The sequence below is a fragment of the Bradyrhizobium sp. USDA 4451 genome (genome assembly GCF_054822585.1).
Genome location: NZ_JBTRCH010000001.1, coordinates 3,791,214 through 3,810,654, shown reverse-complemented (window position 1 = coordinate 3,810,654; position 19,441 = coordinate 3,791,214). Strand labels below are relative to the sequence as shown.

Annotated in this window: 19 protein-coding genes; 9 read left to right on the top strand and 10 right to left on the bottom strand. The window is 66.2% G+C overall.

What is annotated here, in order from left to right; translation table 11 throughout:
* The first annotated feature begins 157 nt into the window (after nucleotides 1-157).
* The 6 genes from ACVMB0_RS17580 (at nucleotide 158) to ACVMB0_RS17555 (ending at nucleotide 10,177) form a co-directional block, all read left to right on the top strand.
* The gene (locus ACVMB0_RS17580; RefSeq protein ID WP_456749658.1) at nucleotides 158-1,162 is read left to right on the top strand and encodes an AAA family ATPase; all 1,005 of its coding nucleotides are present in this window, start codon (nucleotides 158-160) and stop codon (nucleotides 1,160-1,162) included.
* Nucleotides 1,162-2,103, top strand: a complete 942-nt coding sequence (locus tag ACVMB0_RS17575) for a DUF58 domain-containing protein (RefSeq protein ID WP_461347102.1) — start codon at nucleotides 1,162-1,164, stop codon at nucleotides 2,101-2,103. Before ACVMB0_RS17580 ends, ACVMB0_RS17575 begins: the two co-directional genes overlap by 1 nt.
* Entirely contained in the window at nucleotides 2,103-4,916 is a 2,814-nt protein-coding gene (locus ACVMB0_RS17570) for a DUF4159 domain-containing protein (protein WP_461349673.1), read from the top strand. The genes ACVMB0_RS17575 and ACVMB0_RS17570 overlap by 1 nt, the downstream gene beginning before the upstream one ends.
* Before the next feature lie 120 nt (nucleotides 4,917-5,036).
* A complete protein-coding gene (locus ACVMB0_RS17565) occupies nucleotides 5,037-7,100 on the top strand; it encodes a hypothetical protein (RefSeq protein WP_461347101.1) in 2,064 nt (687 codons plus the stop codon).
* A 171-nt stretch (nucleotides 7,101-7,271) separates the two neighbouring features.
* The gene (locus tag ACVMB0_RS17560) at nucleotides 7,272-7,697 is read left to right on the top strand and encodes a DUF2946 family protein (protein WP_461347100.1); all 426 of its coding nucleotides are present in this window, start codon (nucleotides 7,272-7,274) and stop codon (nucleotides 7,695-7,697) included.
* Between the two features lie 110 nt (nucleotides 7,698-7,807).
* Nucleotides 7,808-10,177: a TonB-dependent receptor gene (locus ACVMB0_RS17555; RefSeq protein WP_461347099.1), complete on the top strand. Its 2,370-nt coding sequence runs from the start codon at nucleotides 7,808-7,810 to the stop codon at nucleotides 10,175-10,177.
* Between the two features lie 189 nt (nucleotides 10,178-10,366).
* On the opposite strand, the gene ACVMB0_RS17550 is transcribed toward ACVMB0_RS17555, so the two are convergent.
* From ACVMB0_RS17550 to ACVMB0_RS17540, 3 genes are all read right to left on the bottom strand, one after another.
* Nucleotides 10,367-10,684, bottom strand: coding sequence for an EthD family reductase (locus ACVMB0_RS17550; RefSeq protein WP_076867107.1), 318 nt, complete (start codon nucleotides 10,682-10,684; stop codon nucleotides 10,367-10,369).
* 113 nt (nucleotides 10,685-10,797) lie between these two features.
* Nucleotides 10,798-11,310 (bottom strand): GNAT family N-acetyltransferase, encoded by a 513-nt coding sequence (locus ACVMB0_RS17545; RefSeq protein ID WP_050387376.1) that lies wholly within the window; start codon nucleotides 11,308-11,310, stop codon nucleotides 10,798-10,800.
* 65 nt (nucleotides 11,311-11,375) lie between these two features.
* Nucleotides 11,376-11,864: an NUDIX domain-containing protein gene (locus tag ACVMB0_RS17540; RefSeq protein ID WP_456749663.1), complete on the bottom strand. Its 489-nt coding sequence runs from the start codon at nucleotides 11,862-11,864 to the stop codon at nucleotides 11,376-11,378.
* Between the two features lie 171 nt (nucleotides 11,865-12,035).
* Here ACVMB0_RS17540 and ACVMB0_RS17535 point away from each other — a divergent pair, with 171 nt between their 5' ends.
* Nucleotides 12,036-12,923, top strand: a complete 888-nt coding sequence (locus ACVMB0_RS17535; RefSeq protein ID WP_456798782.1) for a metallophosphoesterase family protein — start codon at nucleotides 12,036-12,038, stop codon at nucleotides 12,921-12,923.
* Here ACVMB0_RS17535 and ACVMB0_RS17530 read toward each other — a convergent pair.
* The 4 genes from ACVMB0_RS17530 to ACVMB0_RS17515 form a co-directional block, all read right to left on the bottom strand.
* Nucleotides 12,920-13,687: a glycine-rich domain-containing protein gene (locus tag ACVMB0_RS17530; protein ID WP_461347098.1), complete on the bottom strand. Its 768-nt coding sequence runs from the start codon at nucleotides 13,685-13,687 to the stop codon at nucleotides 12,920-12,922. The two genes, ACVMB0_RS17535 and ACVMB0_RS17530, sit on opposite strands and share 4 nt — an antisense overlap.
* A gap of 99 nt (nucleotides 13,688-13,786) precedes the next feature.
* The gene (locus ACVMB0_RS17525; RefSeq protein ID WP_456749666.1) at nucleotides 13,787-14,362 is read right to left on the bottom strand and encodes a hypothetical protein; all 576 of its coding nucleotides are present in this window, start codon (nucleotides 14,360-14,362) and stop codon (nucleotides 13,787-13,789) included.
* 213 nt (nucleotides 14,363-14,575) lie between these two features.
* Complete coding sequence (locus ACVMB0_RS17520) at nucleotides 14,576-14,785, bottom strand: DUF4170 domain-containing protein (RefSeq protein ID WP_016839740.1); 210 nt, start codon at nucleotides 14,783-14,785, stop codon at nucleotides 14,576-14,578.
* Between the two features lie 2 nt (nucleotides 14,786-14,787).
* A complete protein-coding gene (locus ACVMB0_RS17515; protein ID WP_461347097.1) occupies nucleotides 14,788-15,027 on the bottom strand; it encodes a hypothetical protein in 240 nt (79 codons plus the stop codon).
* Between ACVMB0_RS17515 and ACVMB0_RS17510 the strand changes: the two genes are divergently transcribed.
* Nucleotides 15,026-16,468 carry a helix-turn-helix domain-containing protein gene (locus ACVMB0_RS17510; RefSeq protein WP_461347096.1) on the top strand — a complete coding sequence of 481 codons (1,443 nt, stop codon included), beginning with the start codon at nucleotides 15,026-15,028 and terminating at the stop codon, nucleotides 16,466-16,468. The genes ACVMB0_RS17515 and ACVMB0_RS17510 overlap by 2 nt on opposite strands.
* Before the next feature lie 37 nt (nucleotides 16,469-16,505).
* On the opposite strand, the gene ACVMB0_RS17505 is transcribed toward ACVMB0_RS17510, so the two are convergent.
* The 3 genes from ACVMB0_RS17505 to ACVMB0_RS17495 form a co-directional block, all read right to left on the bottom strand.
* Complete coding sequence (locus ACVMB0_RS17505; protein ID WP_461347095.1) at nucleotides 16,506-16,865, bottom strand: hypothetical protein; 360 nt, start codon at nucleotides 16,863-16,865, stop codon at nucleotides 16,506-16,508.
* Between the two features lie 342 nt (nucleotides 16,866-17,207).
* Nucleotides 17,208-17,360 carry a hypothetical protein gene (locus ACVMB0_RS17500; RefSeq protein ID WP_461347094.1) on the bottom strand — a complete coding sequence of 51 codons (153 nt, stop codon included), beginning with the start codon at nucleotides 17,358-17,360 and terminating at the stop codon, nucleotides 17,208-17,210.
* 352 nt (nucleotides 17,361-17,712) lie between these two features.
* Nucleotides 17,713-18,048, bottom strand: coding sequence for a GYD domain-containing protein (locus ACVMB0_RS17495; protein WP_456749670.1), 336 nt, complete (start codon nucleotides 18,046-18,048; stop codon nucleotides 17,713-17,715).
* Nucleotides 18,049-18,388: 340 nt separating this feature from the next.
* On the opposite strand from ACVMB0_RS17495, the gene ACVMB0_RS17490 reads away from it, so the two are divergent.
* A complete protein-coding gene (locus tag ACVMB0_RS17490) occupies nucleotides 18,389-19,339 on the top strand; it encodes an aldo/keto reductase (protein WP_461347093.1) in 951 nt (316 codons plus the stop codon).
* Nucleotides 19,340-19,441: the final 102 nt, after the last annotated feature.

Here is a 19,441-nt window from a genome sequence, read left to right as displayed (position 1 = left end):
ATTCTCGCCACATCGTGATGCCGTTCATACCCTGAAATACCGATAAGGTGGGGATAGTTTAATTCAACGAATACATGGCCTTCGCGCAGGTTTAGCATGAGGGTCATGAGATGACGACGCAGGAATCGCGCGCAATCGTCGAGAAGGAGCGGATCGAATGGCCGGTGCAGACAGCGTCGAGAAACTGGAGGATGTGATCGTCCGTTCGGCCGAGCAGGTCGCGGGCCAGATCAAGGCCGCCAAGGAAGCGGTGTCCACGGTCATTTTCGGTCAGGACCAGGTGATCGAAAACACCCTGGTGACGATCCTGTCCGGCGGCCATGCGCTCTTGATCGGCGTCCCCGGTCTCGCCAAGACCAAGCTGGTCGAGACGCTCGGCGTCACGCTCGGGCTCGATGCCAAGCGCATCCAGTTCACGCCCGATTTGATGCCCTCGGACATCCTCGGCGCTGAAGTGCTCGACGAGAGTTCGGCGGGCAAGCGTTCGTTCCGCTTCATCGCGGGTCCGGTGTTCGCGCAGTTGCTGATGGCCGACGAGATCAACCGCGCCAGCCCGCGCACCCAGTCCGCGCTGCTGCAAGCCATGCAGGAGCAGCACATCACCATTGCCGGCGCACGGCACGATCTGCCAAAGCCGTTCCACGTGCTCGCGACCCAGAATCCGCTCGAGCAGGAAGGCACCTATCCGCTGCCCGAGGCGCAGCTCGACCGCTTCCTGATGGAAATCGACGTCGACTATCCCGATCGCGACGCCGAGCGGCGCATCCTGTTCGAAACCACCGGCGCCGAAGAGGCGCATGCCAAGCCGTCGATGGACGCCGAGACGCTGCTGTCGGCGCAACGCCTGGTGCGGCGCCTGCCGGTCGGCGATTCCGTGGTCGAAGCGATCCTGACGCTGGTGCGCGCCGCGCGCCCCGGCACCGAGGGCGGCGAAGCCGGCAAGCTGATCGCCTGGGGACCCGGTCCCCGCGCCAGCCAGGCCTTGATGCTGGCGGTGCGCGCCCGCGCGTTGCTCGACGGCCGCCTCGCGCCATCGATCGACGACGTGCTCGATCTCGCCGAGCCCGTGCTCAAGCACCGCATGGCGCTGACCTTCTCGGCGCGCGCCGAGGGCCGCACCATTCCGGACGTGATCAAGCAATTGAAGACGCGGATCGGTTGATGGCGGCAGAGAACAGGCACCAGAACGAGGAGATCCTGGCGGTTCGACGTGCCGATGGCGAAAGCCGAACGCTCGCCGCATCGTTGCCGCGCCTGGTGCTTGAGGCTCGCCGTGTCGCGGCCAACGTCATCCATGGCCTGCACGGCCGCCGCCGCGCCGGGGCGGGCGAGAACTTCTGGCAATACCGCCGCTTCGTCTCCGGCGAACCGGCACAGCGCGTCGACTGGCGCCGCTCGGCGCGCGACGACCATCTCTACGTCCGCGAACAGGAATGGGAGGCCGCGCACACCGTGTGGATCTGGCCCGACCGCTCGCCGTCGATGGCCTTTGCCTCGCGCGAGGCGCGCGACAGCAAGCTCGAGCGTGGGCTGATCGTGGCGTTCGCGCTTTCCGAGCTGCTGGTTGCCGGCGGCGAACGCGTCGGCATTCCCGGCCTGCTGAACCCGACCGCGAGCCTCAACGTGATCGACAAGATGGCGGAAGCGATGTTGCACGACGACAAGACGCGCGCGAGCCTGCCGCCGTCCTTCGTGCCATCGTCGCTGGCCGAAGTCGTCGTGCTGTCGGATTTCTGGTCGCCGATCGCGGAGATCACGACGATGCTGGCCGGGCTTTCCTCCTCGGGCGCGCACGGCACCATGATCCAGGTCGTCGATCCGGCCGAAGAGAGCTTCCCTTATTCGGGCCGCGTCGAGTTCGTCGAGCCGGAGGTCGGCAGCGCCATCACTGCGGGCCGCGCCGAGAGCTGGGCGAGCGACTATGTCGCCCGCGTCGCGCTGCATCGCGACCAGATTCGCGCCGAGACCAACCGGCTCGACTGGCTGTTCTCGACCCACACCACAAGCCGCTCCGCGGCCGAGCTGCTGCTGTTTCTGCACGCCGGCATGATGGTGAGCAAGGGCGGCGGCCGCTCAACCGTCAAGGCGGGACGCAGCGCATGATCGCAGGCCTCCCCCTCTCATTCGCCGAACCGCTGCTGCTGCTGGGGCTGGTCAGCCTGCCCGTGCTATGGTGGCTGCTCCGCGTGATGCCGCCGCGGCCGCGGCGGGTCGAATTCCCGCCGACGCGGCTGTTGTTCGACATCGCGCCGAGGGAAGAGACGCCGTCGCGCACGCCGTGGTGGCTGACCCTGCTGCGGCTCGCCGCCGCCGCGCTCGTCATCTTCGCTGCCGCCGGGCCGATCTGGAATCCGCAGACCGGCGTTGCCGCCGGCAAGCAGCCGCTGGTGATCCTGCTCGACGACGGCTGGAGCGCCGCTTCGAGCTGGGATGCGCGGATCAAGGCGGCGGATGAACTGATCACCAATGCCGACAGCGACCGCCGCGGCGTCGCGCTGGTGCCGCTGTCGGAGCCTGCGCGCGACATCACGCTGATGCCGGCCGGCGCCGCGCGCGTCGCGCTGCGCCAGCTCGCGCCGAAACCCTACTCGGTCGATCGCGTTGAAACCCTCGCCACGCTCGGGCGTTTCCTCAAATCGACCGGCGACTGCGACATCGCCTGGCTGTCCGACGGCGTCGACACCGGCCGCGGCAGCGAGTTCACCGAAGGTCTCGGCAAGGTGATCGAGAGCCGCAATCTGACGATCTATGCCGGTGGCGCGCAATCCGCGCAGGCGCTGGTCGCCGCCGAGAACGCCGCCGCCAAGATGACGGTGAAGGTGCTGCGCACCGAGAACGGCATCGCGGCCGGGACGGTGCGCGCGGTCGACGCCAAGGGCTCGCCGATCGGCGAGGCCCGCTACAGTTTCGGCCCGCAGGATCGCGAGACCGAAGCCGCGTTCGATCTTCCGGTCGAACTGCGCAACGATATCTCGCGGCTCGAAATCTCCGGCAAGCACTCCGCCGGCGCCGTGCAGCTGCTCGACCGGCGCTGGCGCCGCCGCGCCATCGGCGTGGTCTCGGGCGCGAGCAACGACACCGCGCAGCCGCTGCTGGCCTCGACGTTCTATCTCTCCCGCGCGCTGTCGCCGTTCGCCGACATCCGGCTCGGCGATCGCGGCGCGCCGCAGCAGGTGATCGGGCAGTTCCTCGATCAGCGGCTGCCGATGATCGTGATGGCCGATGTCGGCACGCTGTCGCCGGAGATCCGCGACCGGCTCAACGCCTGGATCGAGCAAGGCGGCGTGCTGGTGCGGTTCGCAGGTCCGCGCCTCGCCCAGGCCGACGACGACCTCGTTCCGGTCAAGCTGCGCCGCGGCGGCCGCACGCTCGGCGGCAGCCTGACCTGGGAGAAGCCGCAACACATGGCCTCATTCGCCGCCGACGGCCCGTTCGCGGGCCTCACCGTGCCGAAGGACATCACCGTGAGCCGCCAGGTGCTGGCCGAGCCCGACGCCGTGCTTGCGACCAAGAGCTGGGCCTCCCTCGAAGACGGCACACCCCTCGTCACCGGCGAGCATCGCGGCAAGGGCGTGGTCAGCCTGTTCCACGTCGGCGCCGACATGCGCTGGTCGGATCTGCCGATGTCCGGCACCTTCGTCGAGATGCTGCGCCGGCTGATCGACATGTCCGGCTACACCTCGAAGCCGGGCCCCGGCGTCGCCAGCGATCCCACCGCCGAGATGGTTGCGCCGCTGCGCACGCTCGACGGCTTCGGCGTTTTCGGCCCGCCGCCCTCGACCGCCAAGCCGATGCCGGCGGATTATCGCGACCGCGGCACCGCCGATCATCCGCCCGGCTTCTACGGCAGCGCCGAGAGCCCGATCGCGGTCAACACGTTGGCCTCGGCCGACCGCATCGCGCCGCTCGACACCTCCGGCCTGCGTGCCAAGCATGCGACCTACACCAACGCCGAGCCGCGCGACCTGCGCGGCATCATGCTGTCGACGGCGCTCGCGCTGTTCCTGCTCGATGCGATCGTGGTGGCGATGCTCGGCGGCGGCCTCGCCGCGCTGATCCGGCGTCGCGCCGCACCGGCGGTGCTCGCCCTGATGTTCGCCTCGGCGTTCACGCTGGTGGCGATCGCACCGTCCCCGACGCGGGCCGAGACCAGCGACGAGTTCGCGATCAAGGCGGTGACGCAGACCCGGCTGGCCTATGTGGTGACCGGCAATGCCGACGTCGATTCCATCGTCAAGGCCGGGATGTCCGGTCTGACGCTGTTCCTCGGACAGCGCACCGCGCTGGAAGCCGGCGACCCGGTCGGCATCGATCCGGCGCGCGACGAGCTGGCGTTCTTCCCGTTGATCTACTGGCCGATCGTGCCCGGCGCGCCGAAGCCGCCGCAGGACGCCATCAACAAGATCGACGCCTACATGAAGCAGGGCGGCACGGTCATCTTCGACACCCGCGACGCCGTCGAGGCGCCGCCGGGCGACAACGGTTCGTCGCAGACCCCGGGGATGCAGACGCTGCGTGAGTTGCTCTCGACCCTCGACGTGCCCGAGCTCGAGCCGGTGCCGCGCGAGCACGTGCTGACCAAGACATTCTATCTGCTGCGCGACTTCCCCGGCCGCTTCAACTCGGGCCAGACCTGGGTCGAGGCGCTGCCGCGCGAGGACGATGACGAAGCCGCGCAGCGCCCGGCGCGCGGCGGCGACGGCGTCTCGCCGATCATCATCACGTCGAACGACCTTGCCGGCGCCTGGGCGATCCGCCCCGACGGGCAGCCGATGCTGCCGCTGACGCCGGGCGAGCCGCGCCAGCGCGAATTCGCCTTCCGCGCCGGTGTCAACATCGTGATGTACACGCTGACCGGCAACTACAAGGCCGACCAGGTGCACGCGCCTGCCCTGATCGAGCGGCTGGGACAATAGAGATGCGAGTGACCCAGCTGCCAACGCCGTCATTCCGGGATGGTCCGAAGGACCAGACCCGGAATCTCGAGATTCCGGGTTCGATGCTTTCGCATCGCCCCGGAATGACGGAGTAACACCATGAACTACGGTATCGCGTTCACACCGCTGGTTCCTTCGATCGTGCTGTGGCTCGGGCTCGGCGCGATCGTCGTCATCGCGGCACTGCTGCTGGTGTCGCGCGCCCGAGGCGCCGCGGTGCGTGTCGCCGCGCTCGCGCTGATCCTGCTGGCGCTGGCCAATCCCTCCTTCACCCGCGAGGACCGCGAGCCGCTGTCCTCGGTCGCCGCGGTCGTGGTCGACAAGAGCCCGAGCCAGAATTTCGGCACGCGCAACCAGGAGACCGAGAAAGCCAAGCAGGCGCTGGTCGACAGCCTGAAGCAGATCAAGGGCCTCGAGGTCCGCGTCGTCGAGGCCGGCCAGGCCGACGGCGAAACCGACGGCACCAAGCTGTTCGGCGCGCTGACCTCGGCGCTGTCGGATGTTCCGGTCGAGCGTGTCGCCGGCGCGTTCATGATCACCGACGGCCGCGTGCACGACATCCCCGCCAACGCGCAGGCGCTCGGCTTCCAGGCGCCGGTGCATGCGTTGATCACCGGCCGCAAGGACGAGCGCGACCGCCGCATCGCGATCACGGCGGCGCCGCGCTTCGGCATCGTCGGCCAGACCCAGACCATCACTTTCCGGCTCGACGACCAGGGCGTCACCGGCGAGCGTGCCAAGGTCACGATCCGCCGCGACGGCGAGGTGATCAACGAGCGCGCGATGACATCAGGGCAGACCTCGAGTGTCGATATCGACATCAAGCATGCCGGTCCCAACATCGTCGAGATCGAGGCCTCGCCGCTCGAAAACGAGCTGACGCCAGTCAACAACCGCGCCGTGGTCGCGATCGACGGCGTCCGCGACAAGCTGCGCGTGCTGCTGGTGTCCGGCGAGCCGCATGCCGGCGAGCGCACCTGGCGCAATTTGTTGAAGTCCGACCCCAGCGTCGATCTCGTGCACTTCACCATCCTGCGTCCGCCGGAGAAGCAGGACGGCACGCCGATCAACGAGCTGTCGCTGATCGCGTTTCCGACCCGCGAGCTGTTCCAGCAGAAGATCAACGAATTCCAGCTGATCATCTTCGATCGCTATGCCCGCCAGGGCGTGCTGCCGATCGCCTATTTCGACAACATCGCGCGCTATGTCCGTTCCGGCGGCGCAGTGCTGGTTTCCGCAGGCCCGGACTACGCCTCGACCACCAGCATCTGGCGCACGCCGCTGGATTCGGTGCTGCCGGCCGAGCCGGTCGGCGTCACCGAGAAGCCGTTCTATGCGCACCTCAGCGATGCCGGGAAACGCCATCCGGTGACGCGTGGGCTGGAAGGCTCGAATGCCGAGCCGCCGCATTGGAGCCGGTTCTTCCGCACCGTCGACACCCGCAACGCGATCAACCCGCCGGTCATGACCGGCGCCGACGGCAAGCCGCTGTTGCTGCTGTCACGGTTCGGCGAAGGCCGTGTCGCGCTCTTGCTGTCCGACCAGATTTGGCTGTGGGCACGCGGCTATGAGGGCGGCGGCCCGCATCTCGATCTGTTGCGGCGGGTGTCGCACTGGCTGATGAAGCAGCCCGACCTCGACGAAGAGGCGCTGCGCATGCAGGTGCGGGGCAAGGATCTGATGGTGGTGCGCCAGACCATGGCCGACACCGTCGCGCCGGTCACCGTGACGTCGCCGAGCGGCGCCACGCATGAACTGACCTTGACCGCCGGCGATCCCGGTGAGTGGCGCGCCACGCTGCCCGCGAGCGAGCTCGGCCTCTGGCAGGCCACCGACGGCACGCTGAAAGCGCTGATCAATGTCGGTCCGACCAACCCGAAGGAATTTTCGGAAGTCACCTCGACCACCGAGACGCTGAAGCCGCTGGCGCAGGCAACCGGCGGCGACGCACGGCGCATCGTCGACGGATCGAACCTCGATATGCCGCGCGTCGTGCCGGTGCGCGCCTCCACGATCTTCCGCGGCGACGGCTGGCTCGGCGTCAAGATGCGCGACGCCAGCGTGGTCAAGGGCGTCGGCGTGCTGCCGATGTTCGCGGGCCTGGTCGGCCTGCTGCTGCTGCTCGGCGCATTCGCAGCGACCTGGCTGCGCGAGGGACGCTGAGCCCGATAGTGCGCAATGTCCAATCGCCCGCGTTGCTTCAATCACACACCAGCAACGGATCGACACAGTGTGTCTGAACCACCGTTGACATCGCGGCCACCCTCCGATGTTATAATGTAACATCGGGCGGCCGGGAACGAGCGCCGTCCCGATCGGGTGGGCTCAATCGGCATGAACTGGTTCCGGAGACACATCAAGACGGGCTCGCGGCTGGCGCTGTTCGCGCTCGCCGTCCAGTTCGTGCTGTCGTTCGGACATTTCCATCCGATCCCGGCCGCGCAAGCCGCGCCCGCGGTTCGGAGCGGCGGCCTGTCGCTGCTCGATCTCGCTTATATCGGGACCTCGGCAACGCCTGATCTCGCGGTCCAGGTGACCGGGACGCAGCCGCCCACCGAACAGGACCGTGACCGGCATCCGCCCGATCATTGCGCGATCTGCGCCGTGATGTCGCTCGCGAGCAGCATGCTGTTCACGGCGCCGCCGGTGCTGTTGCTGCCGGAAGCCGTCGAACTCCTGTTCCGCACCACCAATGCCGAATTCACCCATCTGAAGTCGGCGCCTGCGGCGTTCCGTTCCCGCGCACCTCCTCTGTCCTGACCTCGACTGATTGCTGCACGCCCTGAGCGGACGCCGCGTCATGATGACGGCCGGTTCCAACAGGGCAAATCGGAATCGATCCGTCATTTCGACGGGGCTGGACCAGGACAATGACACTTCAGACGAAACGAGCACTCCACATCGGAGGCGCGAGCTGGCTGCTGCTCGGCGCAATGCATGGCGCCGCACTGGCCGACGACCCGCCGGCGACGCAACTGCCTGACATCACCGTGACGGCGCCGAGCCCGATCCAACGCCACCGCACCGTGCCGACACGCACGCCGACCCGCGCAGTCCGCGCCGCGCCGAGCCGCAACCGCGAACGCGCTGCCGCCGCGCAACCGGCGCCTGTCGCAACGGCACCGGCGCCGCAGCAGGGTGTGCTGCCCGTCGTCACCGACCAGTTCGCGACCGTCACCGTGGTCCCGAACGAGGAGCTGCGGCGCTCCGGCGGCGCCACGCTCGGCGATCTCCTGTTCTCGAAGCCCGGCATCACCGGTTCGAGCTTTGCACCCGGCGCATCGAGCCGGCCGATCATCCGCGGCCTCGACGTCAACCGTGTCGGCATCGTCGAGAATGGTCTCGGCGGCGGCGGCGTTTCGGATCTCGGCGAAGATCATTTCGTCCCGATCGATCCGTTCTCGACCAACCAGATCGAGGTGGTGCGGGGACCTGCTGCGCTGCGCTACGGCTCGACCTCGATCGGCGGCGTGGTCAGCGCCACCAACAACCGGATTCCCGACGCGATGCCGACCTGCGCGGCGACGCCGTTCCAGACTTATGGACTGCCGGTGAAGGCGCCGCTGGCCGATGCCGGGGGCCCCGCCTGCCTCAATGTCGAGACCCGCACGTCGTTCAGCTCGGTCAATCGCGGCGTGGAAGGCGGCATGCTGCTGGATGCCGGCGGCAACAATGTCGCGGTGCATGCCGACGTCTATGGCCGCACCACCAGCGACTACAGCATTCCGAGCTATCCGTATCTGTTCGACCAGACCCGGCCGGTGGGCGGTCGCCAGCCGAATTCGGCGACGCAGTCGGACGGCGCCTCGGTCGGCGCGTCCTATTTCTTCCAGGGCGGCTATATCGGCGCGGCGATCACCCAGAACGACTCGCTCTACCACATCCCCGGCATCGACGGCGCCGATCACCAGACAAGGATCGACGCGCACCAGACCAAGATCGCCGTCAAGGGCGAGTACCGGCCCGATGCGGCTGCGATCGACGCCGTGCGGTTCTGGGTCGGCGCCACCGACTATCGTCACAACGAGCTCGGGCTTGCCGATCCGGCCGACCTGACCAGCGACGGCGTGCGCCAGACCTTCACCAACAAGGAGCAGGAAGCCCGCGTCGAGGTGCAGATGATGCCGTTCAACGCACGCTTCGCCACGGTGACGACAGCGGTCGGTTTGCAGGCCGGACATCAGGAGCTGACCGCGCCGAGCCCGGACGATCCGGGCGCGCTGTTCAACGGCCTCTGGAGCCCGAACAACAACAACCGCGTTGCCGGTTACGTGTTCAACGAGTTCAAGTTCACGGATACGACAAAAGCGCAGATCGCGGGCCGCATCGAGCATGTCGAGCTGCACGGATCGACGCCGGATTTCCCCGCGGATTTCCTGCCCGACGGCGCGCCGCAGAGTTCGGTGTCACGCAATCCGTCCTACACGCCGGTCAGCGGCAGCGTCGGGTTGATCCAGAACCTGCCCGGCGATCTCGTCGGCAGCATCACCGCGCAATATGTCGAGCGTGCGCCGAAGCCCGCCGAGTTGTTCTCGCGCGGCGCGCATGATGCGACCGCGACCTTCGACATCGGCAATCCGAACCTGACCATCGAGACCGCGAAATCGGTCGAGATCGGCCTGCGCAAGGCGACCGGACCGTTCCGTTTCGAGGCCACCGCCTACTACACCCGCTTCAACAATTTCATCTATCGCCGCCTGACCGGCGTGATGTGCGGCGGGGATTTCGATTCCTGCGGCAATGGCGATCCCGACAACGAGGCGCGCCAGGCGGTCTATTCGCAGCGTGACGCGACCTTCCGCGGCGCCGAATTCCAGAGCCAGCTCGACATCGGCCCACTCAACGGCGGCATCTGGGGCATCGAGAACCAGTTCGACGTGGTGCGCGCCACCTTCACCGACGGCAGCAACGTGCCGCGGATTCCACCGGTACGGCTCGGCGGCGGCGTCTACTGGCGCGACAGCAACTGGTTCACCCGCGTCAACCTGGTGCACGCCTTCGCGCAGAACGACATCGCTGTCATCGGCGAGACCCCGACCGCAGGCTACAACCTCTTGAACGCGGAGGTGACCTACAACACCAAGCTGACTTCGTCTTGGATCGGCGCGCGCGAGATGACGCTCGGGCTGGTCGGCAACAACCTGCTCAATCAGAACATCCGCAACTCGGTGTCCTACACCAAGGACGAGGTGCTGATGCCGGGCCTCGGCGTGCGGGCTTTTGCGAACTTGAAGTTCTGAGACAAGCGAATCCCTCTGCCGTCAGCGGCAGAGGGATCACGGTCGTGTAGCCCGGATGGAACGAAGCGCAATCCGGGAAGGCTGCACACGCGGTAGGACTGTTCCCGGATTTCGCGGAGCCTGTCATCGGGCGCGCATTCGCGCGACCCGTTGGCTTCATCCGGGCTACAGGCCTCGGCGATACAGGCCTCAGTGCCCGACGACGACTTCGCTGATCTGGATCACCGGCTGCAGATCAGTGTAATTCGGAATGTCGCCCATGATCTCCTGGGCGTGCTTGCCCATGGCGGCCCCGAAGGCCTCAACCGAGTCGCAGAAGATGTGGCACATCCCGACATAGGTTGCGGGTTGCCCCGGCGCGCCACCGGCAAGACCCTTGTCGACGGTGTAGTATTTGCAGGCGTCGCCGAGCCGCGCCTTCACCAGGGGCATGTGCTTGTCGCGATAATAGTCGTGATCAAAGCGTGCGCCTGGATTGTTCGGATACATCACACTGACCTTGATCATGGCGCGCACTCTCCCTGTTGATATGACATGCGCCGGTCTTGTCCCGGCGCTTGCCTCAACTGTGCTTCAGTTTCCGAGAGCGTGCAACCGTTCCCGCGACATCAGCGGGAACATCAGATCGCCTTGCTCCAGTCCGGCTGGATCGGGCCCGACACGCCCTCGAACGCGCCGTCGACCAGTTCCATGACAAGCAGACGACTGTAGTCGACCGGGCCCGGCATCGTCATCCGCCCCTTCGGCACCGGCTTGAAGCCGACCCGCGCGTAATACGGCTCGTCGCCGACCAGCACGATCAGCCGGTGGCCCTTGGCACGGGCATCATTGATCGCACGCTCGAGCAGCGCACGGCCGACGCCGCGGCTGCGGAACGGCGGCTCCACCGTCAACGGCCCGAGCATCAGGGCCGGCGTATCGCCGATCGTGACCGGCAGCTGACGCACCGAGCCGACCAGCAGCGTGCCGATCCGGGCCGTGAACGAGACATCGAGCAGATGATCGACATGCTCGCGCAGCCGGTAGGCGCTGAGCACGAAGCGGCCGGGCCCGAAGGTACGCTCGTGCAGGCGCTCGATCGCCTGGGCGTCTTTCGGGGTCTCGGGCAGGATGGTCAGGGACAGTTCGGTCATTGTGGGGCGCGGGATAGCATCTGGCGCGGGCGCGGTCCATCACCGCCACGTCGCCGTCGGCGACATCACCGCCATGTCGCCGGCGGCGGCCTGCCCTCGAGCACCTCCGCGATCCGCAGCCGCGTCCCGGGGGTGGTCTCCTCAGGCAGATCGGCCGGATCGAAGAACCCGCAGGCCACGATCTCGCGATTCGGCTCCGGCAGCCGGTCCTGGCGGTAGTTCCTGACCACATAGACCGCGACGTGATCGCGCGGCGAGACGTGGCTGTTGTGGAAGATGCCGTGCAGCACCGGCTCGCCAGTGAGCTCGATCCGCCCCTCCTCCTCCAGCTCGCGCCGCAGCGATTCGATAAAGCTCTCGCCGACCTCGACCCCGCCGCCGGGCAGATACCAGCCGTGGACGTAGCTGTGCTTGACCAGGAATACCTTGTTGTCGGCATCGAGCACCACGGCACGGACGCCGAGCGTCATGCTGCGGACCAACCGCCAGTAGAAATGAAACACCCACCTGATCTGCGGCTCGTAGCGCTTGCGTAAATCCAGCAGGATCGTCACTGAACCCTCGACATCATGGCGTTTGATCCGTGCTTTGATCCTTGCATTGATCCTTGACTTGATCCTTGCGCGGCCGCGCAGCTCTTGCCAATACAGGGTACGACGTTCGGGATAGCACGACATGACCGGCTGCCGGCCACTTTTCGCGGACAATCCGAAGGAAATTGCCTGATGGCGGCGTTCCGTCTCGCGCATCTGTCGGACCCGCATCTGCCGCCGCTGCCGGCAGCGCGGCTGCGCGATCTCGCCGGCAAGCGCGCCTTCGGCTATTTGAACTGGACGCGCAACCGTCACAAATACCACCGCCGCGACGTGCTCGACGCACTGGTGTCGGACATGCAGGCGCAGCAGCCGGACCATGTCGCCGTCACCGGCGACCTCGTCAACCTGGCGCTCGATGCCGAGTTCAATCCGGCGCGGCAGTGGCTGGAGGGCATCGGTGGCGCCGCGGATGTCACCGTGGTCCCCGGCAATCACGACGCCTATGTGCGCGCGACGCGGCATCGCTTTATCAGTCACTTCGGCGACTATCTGCGCGGCGATGCCGATGGCGCCACGACGCATTTTCCGTTCGTGCGACGCCGCGGCCCGGTGGCGCTGATCGGCGTCTCCTCGGCGGTGCCGACACCGCCGCTGATGGCGACCGGCTGGCTCGGCCATGCCCAGCTCACAGCGCTCGATGCGATCCTCGCGCAGCTGTCGCGAGAGGATGCCTTCCGCGTCCTGCTGGTACATCACCCGCTGCACTCCGACGGCCGCGCCAAGCGGCTGACCGATTCGCATCAGCTCTTGGCGCTGCTCAAGCGGCACGGCGTCGAGCTGGTGCTGCACGGCCACGACCACGTCCATTCGACGATGTGGTTCGACGGCCCGGAGCGGAAGATCCCGGCGATCGGCGTGCCGTCGGCATCGGCGCTGGCGCGCAAGCACTATCCGGCGGCGGCCTACAATTTGTTCGCGATCGAGCGCGACGGCAATGGCTGGCGCTGCGAGCAGACCGTACGCGGACTCGGCAATCACGACGGCATTCGCGAGATCAAGCAGATACGCTTGTCCTAATCCCCGCCACCGCCGCCGCAACCACCGCCGCAGCCGCCTCCGCTATCGCCGCCGCCACCACCGTCGCCGCCGCCTCCATCACCGCCGTGGCCACCGCCTTCGCCGCCGCCACTGCCGTCGCTGCCGGCATCGCCAAAGCCAGCAGACGATCCGTCGATCGATGAGTCCGAGAAATCGCCGCCGCAGTAGGGTGTGTCGGCGCCGATGCCGCTGCGGCGCAGCGCCTCGCAATCGGTGTGATAGACGAAGCCGCCCGGAATGTTCAGCTTGGCATCGAGCGCGAACAGCAGCGGCAGTCGCGTCGGCCGGACCGGATCGATGTTCTCGTATTTGCAGCAATACCACCAGACCCGCCGCAGCCCCTCATTGCTCCTACGCCGCTCCTTCACCAGCACAACGGCCGGCGTGTGATGCAGGAAGGTGCCGAAGGCGCGGCGGCAGAACGCGTCGTATTCGCGGGTGTAGAGAATGAATTCGTGCCAGAGGTCGTCGGCCGCCTGCGACGGCATCGAGACATAGCGCTTGCCGCTCATCAGATGCGCGAGGAAGAACTGGCGCAGGCCACGCGACACCAGCGCGCTGTCCTTGCGGGAGAAGCCGGGGTGATGCTTCTCCAGCCGGGCCAACAGGCCCGCCGGCCATTTGAAGGTGCGGATGTATTCGGCGCGGCGCAACGTCTGCCACTTGCCGAACAGCACGGCGCTGCCGACCACCGCGGCCGCGGCCAGCATGCCGAAAAATGCCGAGGCGGGTGTTATGACCACGATGCCCCGCCCCTTCCATTATTTGAGCATGATCTCCGCGCAAACGCGTTCCGCGTTTGTCGCGAGGGAAAACCGCTTCGCGCTTTTCCGGATCATGCTTCAGTAGTTCTGCAAGCTCGCCAGCAGCGCGAGACCGAACAGCGCGAGCGCGCCCAGGACGAAGCCGAGCACGAACGTGCCAATCCCGCCGCGACGCTTCGGCGGCGCCACCGGCATGGGCGGCGGCGCCGGCGGCTCGGCGAGCGGCAGCGGCGTTGCCACCATCGCATGCTCGCGCTCGATCATGCGGCGCGCGACATAGTCGGTGACCGCATCGACGATCGCAGCCACGTCGTGCGATTCGGCGAGCACGATGCGGCCAAAACGGGTGTCCTGCACGAAGCGGTAGATTCGCTTGTCGCGCCCCATCAGCACATGGGCGACGACGTCGATCCACAGCCGCGGCGTCTCGCCCTGGCTGATGCCGCGGTCGAACAGATCGACCTTTTCCGGCACCTGCGCGAACAGCGGATCGAGCGCATCGTTGAGGATCTCGAGCCGCGCCACCTCGGCATCGCGCAATTCGACGACGACGCCGGTGCGGTCGGCCGCCTCGATCCGCGCCCGCCGCAGCGCCTCTCGCAGCGTCGGCCGCATCTCGCGCGCCTCGCTACCGGTGTTCTGCGGATCGGACATGCCTTGCGGCCTCGTACTGACGGGTTTCCCAAAGCATTAACCTATCAGCAACCATGACGTCCGCAAAGGACGTTGGTTCCCAAGCACTTAGGCGGCGACTTATCCCCAGATCAAAAGCCCCTGGCAGTGTCCCAAAAACGGTCGACCCCACCCGGATGAACCGGATGGGGCCGCCGTCCTTGGACGTTTTCTTAGCTCTGGTGATTTTGGCCGTTACGCCGAAACCCGCGACGGCTCCTCGACGATCGAGAAGCGCACGCCGGCCTTGTGGCGGCTCTCTTCCGAAACTTCCTTCCAGCACTCTTCGGCTTCCTTGCGGGTCTTGAACGGACCGCGGACCTGAGCCGAGCCTTCGACGAGCTTGTGGAAGTTCATCGAGCCGAACTCGCCGCCGATCACCCAGAAATTGCTGCCCTTGCTCATTATCAGTCTCCTTCAAAAAGTAAGGCTGCCTTGGCCCAGCCGCCTGAATTCTGATCCCCGCAGTATGCTCGCCATCGACATTCTTGACAGAGCATCGCGAAGTGCGTGTCGGGAGATAAACGCCAAAAGGCGAAGTTCGTATAGATGCCTTGTTTTTTATTGGTGATGTCATGTAACATCTGAACTTGTAATAAATGTCGATTTGTAAATTTTGTCACAATATAGGTCAGGAAGGCTGCCATGCCGGGCGAGTCCGGGAAGAAGCTGTTCGTCGGCCCGCGGTTCCGACGGATTCGCCAGCAATTGGGACTGTCGCAGACCCAGATCGCCGAGGGGCTCGGCATCTCGCCGTCCTACGTGAACCTGATCGAGCGCAACCAGCGCCCGGTGACGGCGCAGATCCTGTTGCGGCTGGCCGAGACCTACGACCTCGACCTGCGCGATCTTGCCACCGCCGACGAGGACCGCTTCTTCGCTGAGCTCAACGAGATCTTCTCCGATCCGCTGTTTCGCCAGATCGACCTGCCGAAGCAGGAGCTGCGCGACCTCGCCGAGCTCTGCCCCGGCGTGACGCACGCGTTGCAGCGGCTCTATGCCGCCTACACCGAGGCGCGCCGCGGCGAGACGCTGGTGGCGGCACAGATGGCCGACCGCGAGGGCTCGCAGTTCGACGCCAACCCGATCGAGCGGGTACGCGATTTGATTGAGGCCAACCGCAATTATTTTCCGGAGCTCGAGACCGCGGCGGAAACTCTGCGCGACGAGCTCAACGTGCCGACCGAAGGCCTGTTCACCGCCCTTGCCACGCGGCTGCGGGAAAAGCATTCGATCGTCTGCCGCGTGATGCCGGTCGACGTGATGCGCGAGACGCTGCGCCGTTTCGATCGGCATCGCCGGCAACTCTTAATCTCCGAGCTCGTCGACAGTTCCGGCCGCAGTTTCCAGCTTGCGCTGCAGATCGGCTTTGTCGAATGCGGCGCCGCGATCGACGCCATCGTCGGCCGCGCCGGCCCGCTCGACGACACCGCGCGCCGGCTCTACCGCATCACGCTCGCCAACTACTTCGCGGCGGCCGCGATGATGCCCTATCAGGCATTTCATTCCGCCGCCGAGGCGCTGAGCTACGACGTCCATGTCCTGGCGCAGCGCTTCAATGCCGGCTACGAGCAGGTCTGCCACCGCCTCACCACGCTGCAGCGGCCGAACGCGCGCGGCGTGCCGTTCTTCCTGCTGCGCGTCGACAATGCCGGCAACGTGTCGAAGCGGTTTTCCTCCGGCACCTTCCCGTTCTCCAAGTTCGGCGGCACCTGCCCGCTCTGGAACGTGCATTCCACCTTCGACATGCCGGACCGCCTGCTCAGCCAGGTGATCGAACTGCCCGACGGCACACGCTATTTCTCGATCGCGCAGATGGTGCGCCGGCCGGTGGCGCCCTATCCGCAGCCGCAGCCGCGCTTTGCGATCGGGCTCGGCTGCGAGATCCGCCATGCGGCGAAGCTCGTCTATGCGACCGGCATGGACCTGGAAAAGATCGAGGGCACGCCGATCGGCGTCAACTGCCGGCTCTGTGAGCGTGAGAATTGCAGCCAGCGCGCCGAGCCGCCGATCACCCGCACCCTGATCCTCGACGAGACCACGCGGCGGGTGTCGTCGTTCGCGTTCTCGAATGCGCGGGAATTGTAGGCTCGTTTTCTTATCCTCCCCTGGAGAGCAGGGTGTCTCAATCCACTGCGGCAAAGGCCTTGCACCAGCCGTCCTTGCTGATGACGCCTTCGACCACCTTGCAGCCATCAGGCGCGACGAACAGCGTGCACAGGCCGCAGGAGTAGATGCCGTTCGGCGTGTCCTGATACTCGGCCTGCGGTTTTGTCATCTTGTCGGAGGCGGAGGCAGTTCGCAGCAGAAGCGTCGCAGGAAATCCCGCGATTGCGGCGCCGATGAAAGTGCGGCGCGAGTGGACGGATTGTTGTTTGGCCATAGTGTTCACCCCGCGCGTCGTCCCTGCGAAAGCAGGGACCCATAACCACAGCGTTTCATTGTAAACGAGATCGTAGCCCCAGCGTCGCGCAACAACGCGCATTTGGGTTAATGGGTCCTGGCCTTCGCCAGGACGACAGCGGGGATGGTTCTCGGTTCAAGATCCTGCACACCACGGTGTCATCACCGCGAAAGCTGGTGACCCGCACCGTTCTCTCGTCATTCCGGGGCGCGCCTCTTGGCGCGAGCCCGGAATCCATTGAGCCACATCACTTGTCGCGAAATGGATTCCGTCTTGAGCGCGGCCCGGCGCCGGCGACAGGATCAGCAGGCCGAACGAGAGCACGAGCGTGCCCCGCAGAATGAGCATGGCTCTGGACACGGGTTGACCGCGGACCGCAGGCTGACAACGACGGGAATACTGACCGTTGCAGCAACTAGTCGGTCATTGTTGCAGGCATGTGACGCGCGCCGAGATGCTGGCGGCGCGGTGCGCGCGGGAGGCGGTGCCGCTGATCTGCGGCCGGTCGTCTTTCTGGAAGCGGACACCATGAGCGGCGAGGAAGGATTTGGCGTGCGCGGCATCGACCGCCAGCACTTACCAGCAACGTCTATTCATACACCGCACTCTTTACTTCATTTCACGGAACGCGACAGATTTTTCCGGCGCAGGTCTCGTCATCGACCAAGCGCGTTGCTCGCGCCAGGACCTGTCGGCGGACCTGGCTTGCCGTACGAGGCGGCGGACGTCATGCAACGGCACAACCGGCCGGGGCTATGCGAGCCGGCACGCGCGCACGACATCCGCCTGAGCTACCGCCCATCCGTTGACCGCGCCCCGGATCAGTGGCGCGCAACGGCCCCCGTCTCCGCGCGGCACGCTGGACAGCGCCGCCGCGCGAGAGTGACAGCAGTCGTCAGATCACTTGCGGTTCTGATCGTCCGCCGTGTCAGCTGCCGGGCGGCGAGTAGACGCCCTTGAGCTTGCTTGCATGCTGACGCACCACCTTGATCTCATCCTGGGTGAAGAGCCGCACCAGCCGCACATTCTGCATCGCGCCGGCCGCCACGACCACGCCGCTGATCGCGGGTGCGAAGCTTGGATCCGGCACGTCGAAGATCACCATCACGCCGGGACCGTCGGCCGCCGTGCTGTACATCGAAATCAATTTGCCGCCGGCCGTCTCGATCAGCTTCTTCGCGGCCTCGTACCGGTTGGTCCCCGGGTTTTCCATGATGTTGTTGAGAGAACGCGGGGTGTATTCACCAGAGAAGCAGAAATGCATGGCAATTGCTCCATTTGGCTGGAATGAAAATGGCACTGACCCGGGCGCGGCCCAGGCAGAAGATTATTCGTACTGAAAATGAGACCATAAGGCCTGCCGATGGCCATTGACGCTGCCGCGCATTCTCCGGAATTCGGCGTGACCGGTGGCAGCTCGCCGGGCAATCTACATCAAACACCGTGCAAATGAAATCGCATTCCTGCGCGACGGACCATGCATGCCCGACGCGGCCCGGAGGGGCAGCGCGCCTGACCTGAGGCACGGCCTCGGCGTCTTGCAAACAACGGCAATCTGCCGCAGTCTCGCGCGCCTCCCGTTGATAACAAGAGAAACAACACTTATGAAGCATCGTGCGCTCGGCCGTTCCGGCCTCACCGTCCCTCCCTTGTGCTTCGGCTGCAACGTGTTCGGCTGGACGGTGGACGAGGCCTCGTCGTTCCGGCTGCTCGACACCGTGCTGGATCAGGGGCTGACATTCCTGGATACGGCGGACGTGTATTCGCGCTGGGTGCCGGGCCACAGCGGCGGCGAGTCCGAGACCATCATCGGCAAATGGATGAAGACGCGCGGCAACCGCGACCGCGTCATCCTCGCCACCAAGGTCGGCATGGACATGGGCGGCGGCAATGTCGGGCTGAAGCCGGACTATATCGCGCGTGCGGTCGAGGACTCGCTGCGTCGGTTGCAGACCGATTTCATCGACCTCTACCAGTCGCATAAGGACGATGAGACGACGCCGCAGGAGGAGACGCTCGCGGCCTACGATAAACTGATCAAGGCCGGCAAGGTCAGGGCGATCGGCGCCTCGAACTTCTCGCCGGCGCGGCTCAAGGCGGCCCTCGATATCTCCAAGGCGAACGGACTGCCCCGCTACGAGAGCATGCAGCCCGAATACAGCCTGGCGGAACGGTCGAGCTACGAAGGCGCGCTGCAACAGGTTTGCGAGGACAACGACGTCGGCGTGATCACGTTCTTCTCGCTGGCCGCCGGCTTCCTCACCGGCAAATATCGCTCGGAGGCCGACTTCGCCAAGAGCCCGCGCGGCGCACGCAGCATTCCAAAATACATGAACCCGCGCGGCCTGCGCATCCTGGCCGGCCTCGATGAGGTCGCCGCGGAAACCCGCGCCGAGCCTGCCGCGGTCGCGCTCGCCTGGCTGATGGCAAAACCCTCGATCACCGCGCCGATTGCCAGCGCGACCAGGCCCGAGCAGGTCGCAACGCTGGTCGCAGCGACCAGGCTCGAGTTGAGCAAGGTCCAGGTCGAACGGCTGGACGCTGCGAGCGCATAGCGCGTTTCGCGCGGATCGAACTGCGGCTTTTGGCCTCCAATGCGCGGCCTCGATACCGCCTTACTATTCCGGACAGCTTGCGCCGTTTGCTCCGTTCCGATG

What these genes read in the sequence shown, in the direction of transcription:
- ACVMB0_RS17565 (WP_461347101.1), top strand. Translation starts at nt 5,037, where the DNA reads ATGAACTACGGTATCGCGTTCACACCGCTGGTTCCTTCGATCGTGCTG.
- ACVMB0_RS17560 (WP_461347100.1), top strand. Translation starts at nt 7,272, where the DNA reads ATGAACTGGTTCCGGAGACACATCAAGACGGGCTCGCGGCTGGCGCTG.
- ACVMB0_RS17545 (WP_050387376.1), bottom strand. Translation starts at nt 11,310, where the DNA reads ATGACCGAACTGTCCCTGACCATCCTGCCCGAGACCCCGAAAGACGCC.
- ACVMB0_RS17555 (WP_461347099.1), top strand. Translation starts at nt 7,808, where the DNA reads ATGACACTTCAGACGAAACGAGCACTCCACATCGGAGGCGCGAGCTGG.
- ACVMB0_RS17510 (WP_461347096.1), top strand. Translation starts at nt 15,026, where the DNA reads ATGCCGGGCGAGTCCGGGAAGAAGCTGTTCGTCGGCCCGCGGTTCCGA.
- ACVMB0_RS17490 (WP_461347093.1), top strand. Translation starts at nt 18,389, where the DNA reads ATGAAGCATCGTGCGCTCGGCCGTTCCGGCCTCACCGTCCCTCCCTTG.
- ACVMB0_RS17550 (WP_076867107.1), bottom strand. Translation starts at nt 10,684, where the DNA reads ATGATCAAGGTCAGTGTGATGTATCCGAACAATCCAGGCGCACGCTTT.
- ACVMB0_RS17525 (WP_456749666.1), bottom strand. Translation starts at nt 14,362, where the DNA reads ATGTCCGATCCGCAGAACACCGGTAGCGAGGCGCGCGAGATGCGGCCG.
- ACVMB0_RS17495 (WP_456749670.1), bottom strand. Translation starts at nt 18,048, where the DNA reads ATGCATTTCTGCTTCTCTGGTGAATACACCCCGCGTTCTCTCAACAAC.
- ACVMB0_RS17505 (WP_461347095.1), bottom strand. Translation starts at nt 16,865, where the DNA reads ATGCGCGTTGTTGCGCGACGCTGGGGCTACGATCTCGTTTACAATGAA.
- ACVMB0_RS17515 (WP_461347097.1), bottom strand. Translation starts at nt 15,027, where the DNA reads ATGGCAGCCTTCCTGACCTATATTGTGACAAAATTTACAAATCGACAT.
- ACVMB0_RS17535 (WP_456798782.1), top strand. Translation starts at nt 12,036, where the DNA reads ATGGCGGCGTTCCGTCTCGCGCATCTGTCGGACCCGCATCTGCCGCCG.
- ACVMB0_RS17520 (WP_016839740.1), bottom strand. Translation starts at nt 14,785, where the DNA reads ATGAGCAAGGGCAGCAATTTCTGGGTGATCGGCGGCGAGTTCGGCTCG.
- ACVMB0_RS17580 (WP_456749658.1), top strand. Translation starts at nt 158, where the DNA reads ATGGCCGGTGCAGACAGCGTCGAGAAACTGGAGGATGTGATCGTCCGT.
- ACVMB0_RS17575 (WP_461347102.1), top strand. Translation starts at nt 1,162, where the DNA reads ATGGCGGCAGAGAACAGGCACCAGAACGAGGAGATCCTGGCGGTTCGA.